The 13811-nt window shown below is 42.9% G+C and carries 15 protein-coding genes; 14 read left to right on the top strand and 1 reads right to left on the bottom strand.

The genetic code is table 11. The features are described from left to right. Positions 1-202 precede the first annotated feature (202 nt). On the top strand, positions 203-913 hold the full coding sequence (gene deoD, locus B7714_RS06760; RefSeq protein ID WP_084860040.1) for a purine-nucleoside phosphorylase: 711 nt from the start codon (positions 203-205) through the stop codon (positions 911-913). A 33-nt stretch (positions 914-946) separates the two neighbouring features. Here the strand turns inward: deoD and pavA are convergent, their stop codons facing one another. Next, a complete protein-coding gene (gene pavA, locus B7714_RS06755) occupies positions 947-2602 on the bottom strand; it encodes an Rqc2 family fibronectin-binding protein PavA (RefSeq protein WP_084860039.1) in 1656 nt (551 codons plus the stop codon). 104 nt (positions 2603-2706) lie between these two features. On the opposite strand from pavA, the gene ybeY reads away from it, so the two are divergent. The 13 genes from ybeY (at position 2707) to B7714_RS06690 (ending at position 13803) form a co-directional block, all read left to right on the top strand. Next, the gene (gene ybeY, locus B7714_RS06750) at positions 2707-3204 is read left to right on the top strand and encodes an rRNA maturation RNase YbeY (RefSeq protein WP_000275165.1); all 498 of its coding nucleotides are present in this window, start codon (positions 2707-2709) and stop codon (positions 3202-3204) included. Continuing rightward, positions 3185-3580, top strand: a complete 396-nt coding sequence (locus B7714_RS06745) for a diacylglycerol kinase family protein (RefSeq protein ID WP_000378183.1) — start codon at positions 3185-3187, stop codon at positions 3578-3580. Before ybeY ends, B7714_RS06745 begins: the two co-directional genes overlap by 20 nt. Before the next feature lie 16 nt (positions 3581-3596). Further along, complete coding sequence (era, locus tag B7714_RS06740) at positions 3597-4496, top strand: GTPase Era (RefSeq protein ID WP_000143275.1); 900 nt, start codon at positions 3597-3599, stop codon at positions 4494-4496. A gap of 48 nt (positions 4497-4544) precedes the next feature. Next, a complete protein-coding gene (gene mutM / locus B7714_RS06735) occupies positions 4545-5369 on the top strand; it encodes a DNA-formamidopyrimidine glycosylase (RefSeq protein WP_084860038.1) in 825 nt (274 codons plus the stop codon). Further along, the gene (gene coaE / locus B7714_RS06730; RefSeq protein WP_084860037.1) at positions 5369-5974 is read left to right on the top strand and encodes a dephospho-CoA kinase; all 606 of its coding nucleotides are present in this window, start codon (positions 5369-5371) and stop codon (positions 5972-5974) included. The genes mutM and coaE overlap by 1 nt, the downstream gene beginning before the upstream one ends. Beyond that, positions 5961-7160, top strand: a complete 1200-nt coding sequence (gene pmrA / locus B7714_RS06725; protein WP_084860036.1) for a multidrug efflux MFS transporter PmrA — start codon at positions 5961-5963, stop codon at positions 7158-7160. Before coaE ends, pmrA begins: the two co-directional genes overlap by 14 nt. Further along, positions 7160-7309: a 50S ribosomal protein L33 gene (rpmG, locus tag B7714_RS06720; RefSeq protein ID WP_007519517.1), complete on the top strand. Its 150-nt coding sequence runs from the start codon at positions 7160-7162 to the stop codon at positions 7307-7309. The genes pmrA and rpmG overlap by 1 nt, the downstream gene beginning before the upstream one ends. Positions 7310-7348: 39 nt before the next feature. Further along, positions 7349-7582 (top strand): preprotein translocase subunit SecG, encoded by a 234-nt coding sequence (secG, locus tag B7714_RS06715; RefSeq protein ID WP_000282517.1) that lies wholly within the window; start codon positions 7349-7351, stop codon positions 7580-7582. Positions 7583-7784: 202 nt separating this feature from the next. After that, positions 7785-10139: a ribonuclease R gene (rnr, locus tag B7714_RS06710; RefSeq protein ID WP_084860035.1), complete on the top strand. Its 2355-nt coding sequence runs from the start codon at positions 7785-7787 to the stop codon at positions 10137-10139. Beyond that, on the top strand, positions 10102-10569 hold the full coding sequence (gene smpB, locus B7714_RS06705; protein WP_001051742.1) for an SsrA-binding protein SmpB: 468 nt from the start codon (positions 10102-10104) through the stop codon (positions 10567-10569). Before rnr ends, smpB begins: the two co-directional genes overlap by 38 nt. A gap of 14 nt (positions 10570-10583) precedes the next feature. Then, complete coding sequence (gene tehB / locus B7714_RS06700) at positions 10584-11444, top strand: SAM-dependent methyltransferase TehB (protein WP_084860034.1); 861 nt, start codon at positions 10584-10586, stop codon at positions 11442-11444. 177 nt (positions 11445-11621) lie between these two features. After that, the gene (locus tag B7714_RS06695) at positions 11622-12770 is read left to right on the top strand and encodes a PDDEXK family nuclease (protein ID WP_084860033.1); all 1149 of its coding nucleotides are present in this window, start codon (positions 11622-11624) and stop codon (positions 12768-12770) included. Between the two features lie 76 nt (positions 12771-12846). Beyond that, positions 12847-13803: a competence protein CoiA gene (locus B7714_RS06690; RefSeq protein WP_084860032.1), complete on the top strand. Its 957-nt coding sequence runs from the start codon at positions 12847-12849 to the stop codon at positions 13801-13803. Positions 13804-13811 lie beyond the last annotated feature (8 nt).

Genomic DNA, 13811 nt, shown 5'->3' with positions numbered 1-13811 from the left:
TAGTAGGTTTATCGGAGTCTTGATTGAATACGATTTTTCCTAGCTATGAAATATAAAAATAAAAAAAGAAAGGTTGAGCGTGTGTTCTGATTTGAACACGAGCGGGAAACTCGGAAAATAGATAATCTGACTGAGAAATCAGGATTTCTCGTCAGATTCCTAATTTTCAGTCGTTTTCTTCTCGCTCTTTGTATCATAAATTATGTCTATCCATATTGCTGCTCAGCAGGGTGAAATTGCTGATAAAATTCTTCTTCCGGGGGATCCTCTTCGTGCTAAGTTTATTGCGGAGAACTTCCTTGAAGATGCTGTTTGTTTTAACGAAGTACGTAACATGTTCGGCTACACTGGTACCTACAAGGGCCACCGTGTATCTGTCATGGGAACTGGGATGGGAATGCCATCAATCTCTATCTATGCGCGTGAGTTGATTGTGGACTACGGTGTGAAAAAATTGATCCGTGTGGGAACTGCGGGTTCGTTAAATGAGGATGTTCACGTTCGTGAATTGGTTTTGGCACAAGCAGCTGCAACCAACTCAAACATCATCCGTAACGACTGGCCACAGTATGATTTTCCACAAATCGCTAGCTTTGATTTACTAGATAAGGCCTACCATATCGCCAAAGAACTCGGTATGACAACCCACGTTGGGAACGTTTTGTCATCTGATGTCTTTTATTCAAACTATTTTGAAAAGAACATCGAGCTTGGTAAATGGGGAGTTAAGGCTGTGGAAATGGAAGCGGCAGCTCTTTACTATCTTGCTGCCCAACACCACGTTGATGCACTTGCTATCATGACCATTTCTGATAGCTTGGTCCATCCAGATGAAGACACCACTGCAGAAGAACGCCAAAACACCTTCACTGATATGATGAAGGTCGGCTTGGAAACCTTGATTGCAGAGTAAATTTGTAATAGAAAATCCTGTTTTCAAGTGAAATCAGGATTTTTTCATAGATGCGATTTTTTCGGGGTCTGGTGTGACACGGAGGGTCTTTTGTCCAGTATAAGTAACAAAACCGGGTTTGCCACCTGTTTGTTTGTTGAGTTTTTTGACTTCTATCATATCAACCTGCACCAGATTTGACAAGCGCCCTTTGGAGAAGTAGGCAGCTAGCTCCGCCGCGTCCGTCTTAACTTCGTCAGAAGGATTAAGATTTCCTGAGATGACGACGTGGCTTCCTGGAATGTCCTTGGCGTGGAACCAAAGTTCTTCCTTGCGAGCCATTTTAAAGGTTAGCTCTTCATTTTGCAGGTTGTTTCGACCGACATAAATAATGGTCTTGCCATCGCTTGCTAGATACTGTTCTGGTTTTTTGCGCTTGTGAATTTTCTCTCTCTGTCTTCTACGGATAAAGCCTGTTTGGATCAATTCTTCACGGATTTCAGCGATTTCTTCCAGTCCAGCTTGATTGAGAACGGTCTCCACGCTTTCAAGATAAAGAATGGTTTCCTTGGTTTCTTCGATCAGTTCAGTCAGGTATTTAACAGCTTCTTTGAGCTTCTGATAGCGTTTAAAGTAGCGCTGGGCATTCTGGCTGGGAGTCAGGGCCTTATCAAGCGTGATGGTGATAGGCTGATTGGTGTAGTAATTATCCAAGACAACCTGATCTTGGTCATTGGGAACTTGGTGGAGGAAGGTTGTCAGCAACTCTCCTTTTTGGCGAAACTCCTCAGCATTGTCTGTCGCTAGTAATTCTTTTTCTTGTTTTTTGAGTTTGTGGCGATTTTTCTGAAGTTCATTTTCAACGCGGCGAATGAGTTCGCTGGCCTGCTGCTTGACGCGATCGCGCTCTGCCTTGTCCTTATAGTAGGTATCTAAGAGATTCGAAAGACTGGCAAAAGGCTCTCCTACACGATTGGCAAAAGGAACTGGACTGAAGGAAGTCTCAGTCAAGCATGGCTTGGTTTCTTGATTGAAAAAGTTTCGGAAAGTGGAAAGTTTTTCACTACCCAGTATGTTTTCCAATTCATATGCCGTATCACGACCTAGCCCTTGAAAGAGGCTTTGAAGATTTTTTGCTGTTAGTTCTTGGGTTTGCAGAATTTCAAAGAGTTTTTCATCCTTGACAGTAAAAGGATTGAGAGACTCAGTACTTGGTGGAGCGATATAGCTTGACCCTGGGAGCAAGGTGCGGTAGCTGTTTTGTGAAAAACCAACGTGTTTGATGACTTCGAGGATTTTATGGCTACTTTTATCCACGAGGAGAATATTACTGTGTTTGCCCATAATCTCGATAATCAAGGTAGCCTGAATATGGTCTCCAATCTCGTTTTTATTGGAAACTGTAATTTCCACAATACGGTCATTTTCCACCTGCTCAATCGACTCAATCACGGCGCCTTGTAAATACTTTCTCAAAACCATGATAAAAGTAGAAGGTTGGGCTGGATTTTCAAAGGTCGTTTGGGTCAGCTGGATGCGACCAAAAACGGGATGAGCAGAGAGGAGCAAGCGATGGCTTTGGCGATTGCTGCGGATTTGCAAGACCAATTCTTGTTCAAAAGGTTGATTGATCTTCTGAATGCGACCATTGAGCAACTCGCTTCGCAATTCCTCAACCATGTGGTGTAAAAAAAATCCGTCAAATGACATCGTTCTCTCCTTGTGATTGTATTCCATAGTATTATATCAAAAAGGTAGAATAAAATCATGGAAATATGGTATAATAAAGCCAAGTAAAGAGAATCGAGAAGTACATGTATATTGAAATGGTAGATGAAACTGGTCAAGTTTCACAAGAAATCTTGCACCAAACCCAAGAAATTTTGGAATTTGCAGCCCAAAAAATAGGAAAAGAAGACAAGGAGATGGCAGTGACCTTTGTGACTAACGAGCGTAGCCACGAACTCAATCTCGAGTACCGTGATACGGATCGTCCGACAGATGTTATCAGCCTTGAGTATAAACCAGAGTTGGACATTGCCTTTGATGAAGAAGATTTGCTTGAAAATCCAGAATTAGCAGAGATGATGTCTGAGTTTGATGCCTATATTGGGGAACTGTTCATCTCTATCGATAAAGCGCATGAGCAGGCTGAGGAATACGGTCACAGCTTTGAGCGTGAAATGGGCTTCTTGGCAGTACACGGCTTTTTACATATCAACGGCTACGATCACTACACTCCGGAAGAAGAAGCGGAGATGTTCGGTTTACAAGAAGAAATTTTGACAGCCTATGGACTCACAAGACAATAAACGAAAATGGAAAAACCGTGACCTTGTATCTAGTTTAGAATTTGCTCTTACAGGAATTCTGACTGCTTTCAAGGAAGAACGAAATATGCGAAAACATGCAGTGACGGCTCTAGTAGTCATCCTTGCAGGTTTTGTTTTTCAGGTGTCACGAATTGAATGGCTCTTTCTCCTAATGAGCATTTTCTTGGTAGTAGCCTTTGAGATTATTAACTCTGCTATTGAAAATGTGGTGGATTTAGCCAGTCACTATCACTTTTCTATGTTGGCAAAGAAAGCCAAGGACATGGCGGCAGGAGCCGTGCTTGTGGTTTCCCTTCTTGCTGCAGTGATTGGTGCACTTATCTTTCTCCCACGCATTTGGGATTTACTATTTTAAACAATAAGAGGAAATTATGACATTTAAATCAGGCTTTGTAGCCATTTTAGGACGTCCCAATGTCGGGAAGTCAACCTTTTTGAATCACGTCATGGGGCAAAAGATTGCTATCATGAGTGACAAGGCGCAGACAACGCGCAATAAAATAATGGGGATTTACACCACTGATAAGGAACAAATTGTTTTTATCGACACGCCAGGGATTCATAAGCCTAAGACTGCTCTTGGAGATTTCATGGTGGAATCTGCCTACAGTACTCTGCGCGAAGTGGATACTGTTCTATTCATGGTGCCAGCTGATGAGCCACGTGGTAAGGGCGACGATATGATTATCGAGCGTCTGAAAGCTGCCAAAGTGCCTGTGATTCTGGTGGTGAATAAGATTGACAAGGTCCATCCAGACCAGCTTTTGGCTCAAATTGATGACTTCCGTAACCAGATGGACTTCAAGGAAATCGTTCCTATTTCAGCCCTTCAAGGAAATAACGTTTCTCGTCTAATCGATATTTTGAGTGAAAATCTGGAGGAAGGGTTCCAGTATTTCCCATCTGATCAAATCACAGATCATCCTGAGCGTTTCTTGGTTTCAGAGATGATTCGTGAGAAAGTCTTGCACCTAACTCGTGAAGAGATTCCTCACTCAGTTGCAGTGGTAGTTGACTCCATGAAGCGGGATGAAGAGACAGACAAGGTTCATATCCGTGCAACCATCATGGTCGAGCGTGATAGTCAAAAAGGTATTATCATCGGTAAAGGTGGCGCCATGCTCAAGAAAATTGGGACCATGGCCCGTCGTGATATCGAACTCATGCTAGGGGACAAGGTTTTCCTAGAAACTTGGGTCAAGGTCAAGAAAAACTGGCGTGATAAAAAGCTAGATTTGGCTGACTTTGGCTATAATGAGAAAGAATATTAAGTAGAGGTGGGCTCATGCCTGCTTCTTGTTTTTACAGAAGGAGGACTTATGCCTGAATTACCAGAGGTTGAAACCGTTCGCCGTGGCTTAGAGAAATTAATTTTGGGAAAGAAGATTTCTAGTATAGAGATTGCTTATCCTAAGATGATCAAGACAGATTTGGACGAGTTTCAAAAGGAAGTGCCTGGTCAGATTATCGAGACAATGGGACGTCGTGGCAAATATTTGCTTTTCTACCTAACAGACAAGGTCTTGATTTCGCATCTGCGAATGGAAGGCAAGTATTTTTACTATCCAGACCAGGTTCCTGAACGCAAGCATGCACATGTTTTCATTGAGTTCGACGATGGAGGAACGCTTGTTTATGAGGACGTACGCAAGTTTGGTACTATGGAACTGCTGGCACCCGACCTTTTGGATGCCTACTTTGTTTCTAAAAAATTAGGGCCTGAGCCAAAAGAGCAGGATTTTGATTTGCAGGTCTTTCAAGCTGCCCTATCCAAGTCTAAAAAGCCTATCAAATCCCACCTCCTAGACCAAACCTTGGTAGCTGGCCTTGGCAATATCTATGTGGATGAGGTCCTCTGGCGAGCACAGGTCCATCCAGCAAGACCTTCGCAAACTTTGACAGCAGAAGAAGCGTCAGCCATCCATGACCAGACCATTGCTGTTTTGGGACAGGCAGTTGAAAAGGGCGGCTCTACCATTCGAACCTATACCAATGCTTTTGGGAAAGACGGAACCATGCAGGACTTCCATCAGGTCTATGATAAGACTGGACAAGCATGTTCCCGCTGTGGCACCCTCATTGAGAAATTCCAGCTCGGTGGACGAGGAACTCATTTTTGTCCTCAGTGTCAAAGGAGGGACTGATGGGAAAAATTATCGGAATCACAGGAGGAATTGCCTCTGGTAAGTCAACTGTGACAAATTTCCTAAGAGAGCAAGGCTTTCAAGTGGTGGATGCCGACGCGGTCGTCCATGATCTACAAAAACCTGGGGGTCGTCTTTATCAGCTCTTAGTTCAGCACTTTGGACAGGAAATCATCCTTGAAAATGGAGAACTCAATCGCCCTCTTCTGGCTAGTCTCATCTTTTCAAATCCTGAGGAGCGGGAATGGTCTAAGCAAACCCAAGGAGAGATTATTCGTGAGGAATTGGCTGCATTGCGAGATCAGTTAGCTCAGACAGAAGCGATTTTTTTCATGGATATTCCCCTGCTTTTTGAACAGAACTACGCCAACTGGTTTGATGAAACATGGTTGGTCTATGTGGACCGAGATGTTCAGGTAGAACGTTTCATGAAACGGGATCACCTTTCTAAGGAAGTAGCAGAGTCCCGTCTGGCAGCTCAGTGGTCTTTAGAAGAAAAGACAAAATTGGCGAGTCATATATTAGATAACAATGGCAGTCGTGATCAGCTTGTGAGTCAAGTAGTGAAGTTACTTGAAGGAGGCGACAGCTGTGCAAGAGATTAGTTGGAAAGAGAATCTTCGTGTCGCCTGGTTTGGTAGTTTTTTAACGGGAGCTAGTATCTCCTTAGTTGTTCCTTTCATGCCTATCTTTGTAGAACAGCTAGGAATTGAAGGAGACCAAGTTGCTTTTTATGCTGGATTAGCCATCTCAGTTTCAGCTGCTTCAGCAGCTCTAGTTTCTCCTATCTGGGGTATTCTTGCTGATAAGTACGGTCGAAAACCCATGATGATTCGAGCAGGCCTTGCCATGACTATCACTATGGGAGGTTTGGCCTTCGTGCCGAATATCTATTTGCTACTCTTTCTGCGCTTGCTAAATGGTGTATTTACTGGTTTTGTCCCCAATGCAACAGCCTTGATTGCTAGTCAGGTACCTAAAGATAAGTCTGGAGCGGCTCTGGGAACACTATCTACAGGAGTTGTTGCAGGTACACTGACGGGTCCCTTTGTTGGAGGTTTTATTGCTGAAATTTTTGGCATTCGTAATGTATTTTTATTGGTAGGTGCTTTCTTATTTTTAGCTGCAATCCTAACCATTTTCTTTATCAAGGAAGATTTTCAGCCAGTGGCTAAGGAGAAGGCTATCCCAACGAAAGAATTATTTTCTTCTTTCAAGTATCCTAGGCTTTTAGTAAACCTATTTTTGACGAGCTTCGTCATTCAATTTTCAGCTCAATCAATTGGCCCCATTCTAGCTCTCTATGTCCGGGACTTAGGGCAGACTGAGAATCTCCTCTTTGTATCAGGATTGATCGTATCCAGCATGGGATTTTCTAGCATGATGAGTGCTGGAATTCTAGGAAAACTTGGCGATAAGGTAGGGAATCATCGATTGTTAGTTGCAGCGCAGATTTATTCCGTCATCATTTACCTTCTTTGTGCCCATGCGACCAGCCCCCTTCAACTTGGCGTATATCGTTTTCTCTTTGGTTTGGGAACAGGAGCTCTCATACCAGGTGTCAATGCCCTTCTCAGCAAAATGACTCCAAAATCAGGTATTTCAAGGATTTTCGCCTTCAACCAAGTCTTTTTTTACCTCGGTGGAGTGATTGGACCTATGGCGGGATCCGCAGTTGCAGGATATTTGGGCTATCATGCTGTCTTTTATACGACAGCAGCCTGTGTAGCTTTCAGTTGTTTATGTAACATAGTGCAATTTAGATCATTATTAAAAGTAAAGGAAATCTAGTGCGAGTAAAAATCAATCTCAAGTGCTCCTCTTGTGGCAGCATGAATTATCTAACCAGTAAGAACTCCAAAACTCATCCAGACAAGATTGAGGTGTTAAAATATTGTCCAAAGGAAAGAAAAGTAACTTTACATCTTGAATCTAAGTAGAATTTATGGTAAAATAATAGGGATTTTAAGGAGTTTGATATGTATAACCTATTATTAACCATTTTATTAGTATTATCTGTTGTGATTGTGATTGCGATTTTCATGCAACCAACTAAAAACCAATCCAGCAATGTATTTGATGCCAGCTCAGGTGATTTGTTTGAACGTAGTAAAGCGCGTGGTTTTGAAGCTGTGATGCAACGTTTGACAGGTATTTTAGTCTTTTTCTGGCTAGCCATTGCCTTAGCATTAACGGTATTATCAAGTAGATAAGAAATGGGCAGGACTAGGTCTTTGCCTATTTTTATTTTTATACTCTTCAAAAATCTCTTCAAACCACGTCAGCGTCGGCTTGTCGTACTCCGGTACTGCCTTCGCCTAGCTTTTTAGTTTGATCTTTGACTTTTATTGAGTATTAAATGATGTTTGAGAAGGTCTTACAGTAACAGAAAATTAAAAAATCTAGAAAGAAAACATGAAAGATAAAATTAAAGAATATTTGCAAGAGAAGGGGCGAGTGACGGTGAATGACCTAGCTCAGGCTCTCGGAAAGGATGGGTCCAAGGATTTCCGTGAGTTGATTAAAACCCTGTCTCTGATGGAAAGAAAGCACCAGATTCGTTTTGAAGATGATGGTAGTTTATGTCTGGACCAAAAGAAGAAACAAGAAATTACCCTTAAAGGGATTTTTCATGCCCATAAAAACGGCTTTGGCTTTGTTAGTCTAGAAGGGGAAGAGGACGACCTTTTTGTAGGAAAAAACGATGTCAACTATGCCATTGATGGTGATACCGTAGAGGTCGTGATTAAGAAAGTCGCTGACCGTAACAAGGGAACTGCTGCAGAAGCCAAAATTATCGATATTCTAGAGCATAGCCTGACGACAGTTGTCGGGCAAATCGTTCTGGATCAGGAAAAACCTAAGTATGCTGGCTACATTCGTTCAAAGAATCAGAAAATCAGCCAACCGATTTATGTGAAGAAACCAGCTCTTAAACTAGAGGGAACGGAAGTTCTCAAGGTCTTTATCGACAAATACCCAAGTAAGAAACACGATTTCTTTGTCGCTAGTGTGTTGGACGTGGTGGGACACTCGACTGATGCTGGGATTGATGTCCTTGAAGTCTTAGAGTCCATGGATATTGTTTCAGAATTTCCAGAAGCTGTTCTCAAGGAAGCAGAAAGTGTACCAGAAGCTCCGTCTCAAAAGGATATGGAAGGGCGTCTTGATTTAAGAGATGAGCTTACTTTTACCATTGACGGTGCGGATGCCAAGGACTTGGACGACGCAGTACACATCAAGCCTTTAAAGAATGGCAATATGGAACTCGGAGTTCACATCGCGGATGTTTCCTACTATGTGACTGAGGGTTCTGCCCTTGACAAGGAAGCCCTTAACCGCGCGACTTCTGTTTATGTGACAGACCGTGTAGTTCCAATGCTTCCAGAACGACTGTCAAATGGCATCTGCTCTCTCAATCCCCAAGTAGATCGCTTGACCCAGTCTGCTATTATGGAAATTGATAAACATGGTCGTGTGGTTCATTACACCATTACACAAACAGTTATCAAAACTAGTTTTCGTATGACCTATAGCGCTGTCAATGACATCCTAGCTGGCGATGAGGAAAAGAGACAAGAGTTTAAGAAAATTGTTCCTAGTATCGAGCTCATGGCCAAGCTTCATGAAAGGCTAGAAAGCATGCGTGAGAAACGTGGTGCCTTGAATTTTGATACCAGTGAAGCTAAGATTCTAGTGGATAAAAAAGGTAAGCCTGTTGATATCGTTCTTCGTCAGCGCGGTGTTGCCGAGCGGATGATTGAGTCCTTCATGTTGATTGCTAATGAAACGGTTGCCGAGCACTTCAGCAAGCTGGACCTACCTTTTATCTATCGGATTCACGAGGAGCCTAAGGCTGAAAAAGTTCAGAAGTTTATTGATTACGCTTCGAGCTTTGGCTTGCGGATTTATGGAACTGCCAGTGAGATTAGCCAGGAGGCGCTTCAAGACATCATGCGTGCTGTTGAGGGAGAGCCCTATGCGGATGTATTATCCATGATGCTTCTCCGTTCTATGCAACAGGCTCGTTATTCTGAGCATAATCACGGTCATTATGGATTAGCTGCAGACTATTACACTCACTTTACCAGCCCTATTCGCCGTTATCCAGACCTCCTTGTCCATCGAATGATTCGGGATTACGGCCTTTCTAAGGAAATAGCCGAGCATTTTGAACAAGTGATTCCAGAGATTGCGACCCAGTCTTCCAACCGTGAGCGTCGTGCCATCGAGGCTGAGCGTGAAGTCGAAGCCATGAAAAAAGCTGAGTACATGGAAGAATACGTGGGAGAAGAGTATGATGCAGTCGTATCCAGCATCGTCAAATTCGGTCTCTTTGTTGAATTGCCAAATACAGTCGAAGGTTTGATTCACATCACTAACCTACCTGAATTTTATCATTTCAATGAGCGTGATTTGACACTCCGTGGAGAGAAATCGGGTACAACTTTCCGTGTGGGACAGCAGATTCGCATTCGAGTTGAAAGAGCCGATAAGATGACAGGAGAGATTGATTTCTCTTTCGTACCTAGTGAGTTTGATGTCATCGAAAAAGGCTTGAAACAAGCTGGGCGCAAGGACAGAAGTCGAGGTTCAAGTCGTCGTTCGGATAAGAAGGAAGACAAGAGAAAATCAGGGCGCTCAAATGATAAGCACAAGCATTCACAAAAAGATAAAAAGAAAAAAGGCAAGAAACCTTTTTATAAGGAAGTAGCTAAGAAAGGAGCCAAGCATGGCAAAGGGCGAGGGAAAGGTCGTCGCACAAAATAAAAAAGCGCACCACGACTATACAATCGTAGATACGCTAGAGGCAGGGATGGTCCTGACTGGAACCGAAATCAAGAGTGTTCGAGCGGCTCGAATCAATCTCAAGGACGGCTTTGCCCAAGTAAAAAATGGGGAAGTCTGGCTGAGCAATGTTCATATCGCCCCTTACGAAGAGGGCAATATCTGGAACCAGGAACCTGAACGCCGTCGCAAACTTCTACTCCATAAGAAGCAAATTCAAAAACTGGAACAAGAGACCAAAGGGACAGGAATGACCCTTGTACCCCTTAAAGTCTACATCAAAGATGGCTACGCCAAGCTCCTTTTAGGTTTAGCAAAAGGGAAACATGACTATGACAAACGGGAGTCGATCAAGCGACGTGAACAAAACCGCGACATCGCGCGTGTGATGAAAGCTGTCAACCAGCGTTAAGAAGAGGAAGTAAAATGGAAAAATTAATTGCCTATAAACGGATGCCCCTGTGGAATAAACAGACCATGCCAGAAGCTGTCCAGCAAAAGCACAATACTAAAGTCGGCACTTGGGGAAAAATTACTGTCTTGAAGGGGGCACTCAAGTTTATTGAGTTGACTGAAGATGGTGAGGTTCTAGCTGAGCACCTCTTTGAAGCAGGAGCAGACAACCCTATGGCACAACCGCAAGCCTGGCATCGAGTAGAGGCCGCAACAGACGATGTAGAATGGTACTTGGAATTTTATTGTAAACCTGAGGATTATTTCCCTAAGAAATACCATACCAATCCAGTCCATTCAGAGGTCCTAGAGGCTATGCAAACGGTGAAACCTGGAAGAGCCTTGGATTTGGGTTGTGGTCAAGGCCGTAACTCTCTCTTTCTTGCACAGAATGGTTTTGATGTGACAGCTGTGGATCAAAATGAATTGTCCCTTGAAATCTTGCAAAGCATCGTAGAGCAAGAGGATTTAGACATGCCTGTAGGACTATACGATATCAATTCAGCCAGTGTTAGCCAAGACTATGATTTCATCGTATCAACAGTTGTTCTCATGTTCCTACAAGCAGACCGCATTCCAGCTATCATCCAAAATATGCAGGAGCACACCACGGTTGGTGGCTATAACCTCATCGTCTGTGCCATGGACACGGAGGATTATCCTTGCTCAGTTAATTTCCCATTCACCTTTAAAGAAGGGGAGTTGGCAGACTACTACAAGGATTGGGAGTTGGTCAAGTACAATGAAAATCCAGGACATCTGCACCGTCGTGATGAAAATGGCAATCGCATTCAACTACGCTTTGCAACCATGCTAGCCAAAAAAGTCAAGTAAATCAAACTTAACCCAGCGAATAGAAACCACTTTGCAAGGTTTCTATTCGTTTTTGTTTGCGTTGGTTTATTGGGACCAGCAGGAATTTATGCTATACTAGAAGTAGGAAATCAGAGCAGTAGAACTGTGTTGCTGATACTCTCAGCGCAAGAAAGTCTTTATGATGGAGGTGGTCGAATGACGAGTCTTTTGGTGGAATTGTATGATCGGCATGTGTTGGAAAAGAATGTCTACCAAGCCTTTGTCAGTGATTGTGACGAGATTCTCTTCCTTTCTTTGACGAAAATAAGCAATGAAGAGAAAGTTTCTCTCCGTCAGTTTATCATGGAAGAGGTGCCTCATATCCAACGAGTGACCTTTCGTCAGCTCTCCTTAGAACAACTAGCGGACCAGTTAGATTATTGCCTAGCAGGTTACGACCAGGTTCTTCTCGATGTTTTTGGTGGGGATTCGCTACTAGCCTTATCTCTCTATCAATACGGCTTGGATCGCTATCTTCCCATCGTTGCCATGGATGTCGAGCGAGGAAAACAATACAAGTGGGTAGCCGGCCAGTTAGAAAAAGAAGATTTGGACATTCCTACTCTAAGCATCCAACAGTTGATAGCCTTGCGTGGTGGAAAAATGCTCAAATCCAAACGCCCTATCCACTCAGTTCAGCAAATTGCAGCCATCAAAAAACTAGCCAGCTCTGCCATTTCCAATCCTGCCCACTGGTATCAAGTGACCCAATTTTTCTCTCTAGCCAAGACCAATGACCTTCATGCTGAGACCAAAAAGATACTGGAAAACAACGGCAAGTATTATTACTATCCAGAATCCCTTATTCCTCTACTTGTGGAAGCGGGGATGCTTTGTATTGAATGCGAAGACAAGAAACGAGTAGCCTACAGCTTTCCAAGTCAAGAAGCTCAAGTCTTTTGCCGCAATAAGGGACATATTTTAGAGGTGTATCTCTATCTCTTAGCGCTTGAATCTCAGCTGTTTGATGAGTGCATGATAGGCGGTGAGATTGATTGGAATGGCATCTTTCCAGAGGCGGACAATGTTCAAAATGAGATTGATGTCATTCTGAGAAAGGGACGCTCGATTACCTTTATCTCTTGCAAAATGACAGATTTATCAGTCGAAGCCATCAATGAGCTAGAAGTCTACGCCAATCATTTTGCTGGGGAGAGTTGCCTCAAATTGATTGTTTGTACTGGAAAAATCAATCCAGCTTATGCCAATCGTTGCCAGGAATATGGTGTACTGGTCATTAGAAGTGAGCAGATTTCCAATCTCATTCCCATGCTGAAAAAATATTCTAAGAGACAAAAAAGATAAGAAATAATATCATGAAAGGCTGGAATTCCAGTCTTTTTTAGTTCTTTTTCGAATAAATGAGAAAAGGAGGTAGACCATGTTTGTAGCCAGAGATGCCAAGGGGATTTTGGTGAATGCCCTCGAAAAATACTTAACAAAGCAGCCCTACACTTGCCCAGCCTGTGGGGGTGGACTACGATTACGTCAGGGACAGAGTATTCGAACGCATTTTGCCCATGAATCTTTAAGAGATTGTATGGCTATTTTTGAGAATGAAAGTCCAGAACACTTGGGCAACAAAGAGGCCCTTTATCACTGGGCCAAGAAGAACAATCAGGTCGCCTTAGAATATAGTCTGCCCGAGATTCAGCAGATAGCAGATGTTCTCGTCAATGGGAAACTAGCTCTGGAGGTTCAGTGCAGCCCCTTGTCCCAAAAACTTTTAGGCGATAGAAGTCAAGGCTACCGTAGTCAGGGATACCAAGTTATCTGGCTACTGGGAGAAAAACTCTGGTTAAAAGAGAGACTTACACAACTGCAAAGGGGCTTCCTCTATTTTAGTCAAAATATGGGATTCTATGTTTGGGAACTGGATCTCAAAAAACAAGTTCTGAGACTCAAATATCTTTTACATCAGGACCTACGAGGCAAGCTTCATTTTCGAGTAAAGGAATTTCCCTATGGTCAAGGGAATCTCTTGAAAATTTTACGATTTCCTTATCAAAAACAAAAGCTAGCTAGTTTTTCAGTTTTTCAAGATTCAACTATCTGTCACTACATCCGCCAGCAGTTGTACTACCAAACGCTTTACTGGATGAAGAAGCAGGAGGAGGCTTATCAACGAGGAGATAATCTATTAAACCGTCAACTGGACGACTGGTATCCTCAGGTCAGACCGATAGAATCAGGTGATTTTTTGCAGATTGAAACGGATTTGACTAGCTATTATAGAAATTTTCAGGCTTACTATCAAAAAAAACCGAAAAATAATTGCCAAAAGCTCTATCCACCAGCCTTTTATCACTTATATTTCTCAAAAAATGTGGTAAAATAGAAAGGATG

It is taken from the genome of Streptococcus oralis subsp. oralis, from assembly GCF_002096595.1.
GTDB classification, from domain to species: domain Bacteria; phylum Bacillota; class Bacilli; order Lactobacillales; family Streptococcaceae; genus Streptococcus; species Streptococcus oralis_D.
Note: the sequence above shows the minus strand (reverse complement) of the source record. Positions and strands in the feature narration are given on the sequence as shown.

What these genes read in the sequence shown, in the direction of transcription:
- smpB (WP_001051742.1), top strand. Translation starts at nt 10,102, where the DNA reads ATGGCAAAGGGCGAGGGAAAGGTCGTCGCACAAAATAAAAAAGCGCAC.
- B7714_RS06745 (WP_000378183.1), top strand. Translation starts at nt 3,185, where the DNA reads ATGGACTCACAAGACAATAAACGAAAATGGAAAAACCGTGACCTTGTA.
- B7714_RS06695 (WP_084860033.1), top strand. Translation starts at nt 11,622, where the DNA reads ATGACGAGTCTTTTGGTGGAATTGTATGATCGGCATGTGTTGGAAAAG.
- tehB (WP_084860034.1), top strand. Translation starts at nt 10,584, where the DNA reads ATGGAAAAATTAATTGCCTATAAACGGATGCCCCTGTGGAATAAACAG.
- ybeY (WP_000275165.1), top strand. Translation starts at nt 2,707, where the DNA reads ATGTATATTGAAATGGTAGATGAAACTGGTCAAGTTTCACAAGAAATC.
- B7714_RS06690 (WP_084860032.1), top strand. Translation starts at nt 12,847, where the DNA reads ATGTTTGTAGCCAGAGATGCCAAGGGGATTTTGGTGAATGCCCTCGAA.
- era (WP_000143275.1), top strand. Translation starts at nt 3,597, where the DNA reads ATGACATTTAAATCAGGCTTTGTAGCCATTTTAGGACGTCCCAATGTC.
- pavA (WP_084860039.1), bottom strand. Translation starts at nt 2,602, where the DNA reads ATGTCATTTGACGGATTTTTTTTACACCACATGGTTGAGGAATTGCGA.
- rnr (WP_084860035.1), top strand. Translation starts at nt 7,785, where the DNA reads ATGAAAGATAAAATTAAAGAATATTTGCAAGAGAAGGGGCGAGTGACG.
- mutM (WP_084860038.1), top strand. Translation starts at nt 4,545, where the DNA reads ATGCCTGAATTACCAGAGGTTGAAACCGTTCGCCGTGGCTTAGAGAAA.
- secG (WP_000282517.1), top strand. Translation starts at nt 7,349, where the DNA reads ATGTATAACCTATTATTAACCATTTTATTAGTATTATCTGTTGTGATT.
- coaE (WP_084860037.1), top strand. Translation starts at nt 5,369, where the DNA reads ATGGGAAAAATTATCGGAATCACAGGAGGAATTGCCTCTGGTAAGTCA.
- deoD (WP_084860040.1), top strand. Translation starts at nt 203, where the DNA reads ATGTCTATCCATATTGCTGCTCAGCAGGGTGAAATTGCTGATAAAATT.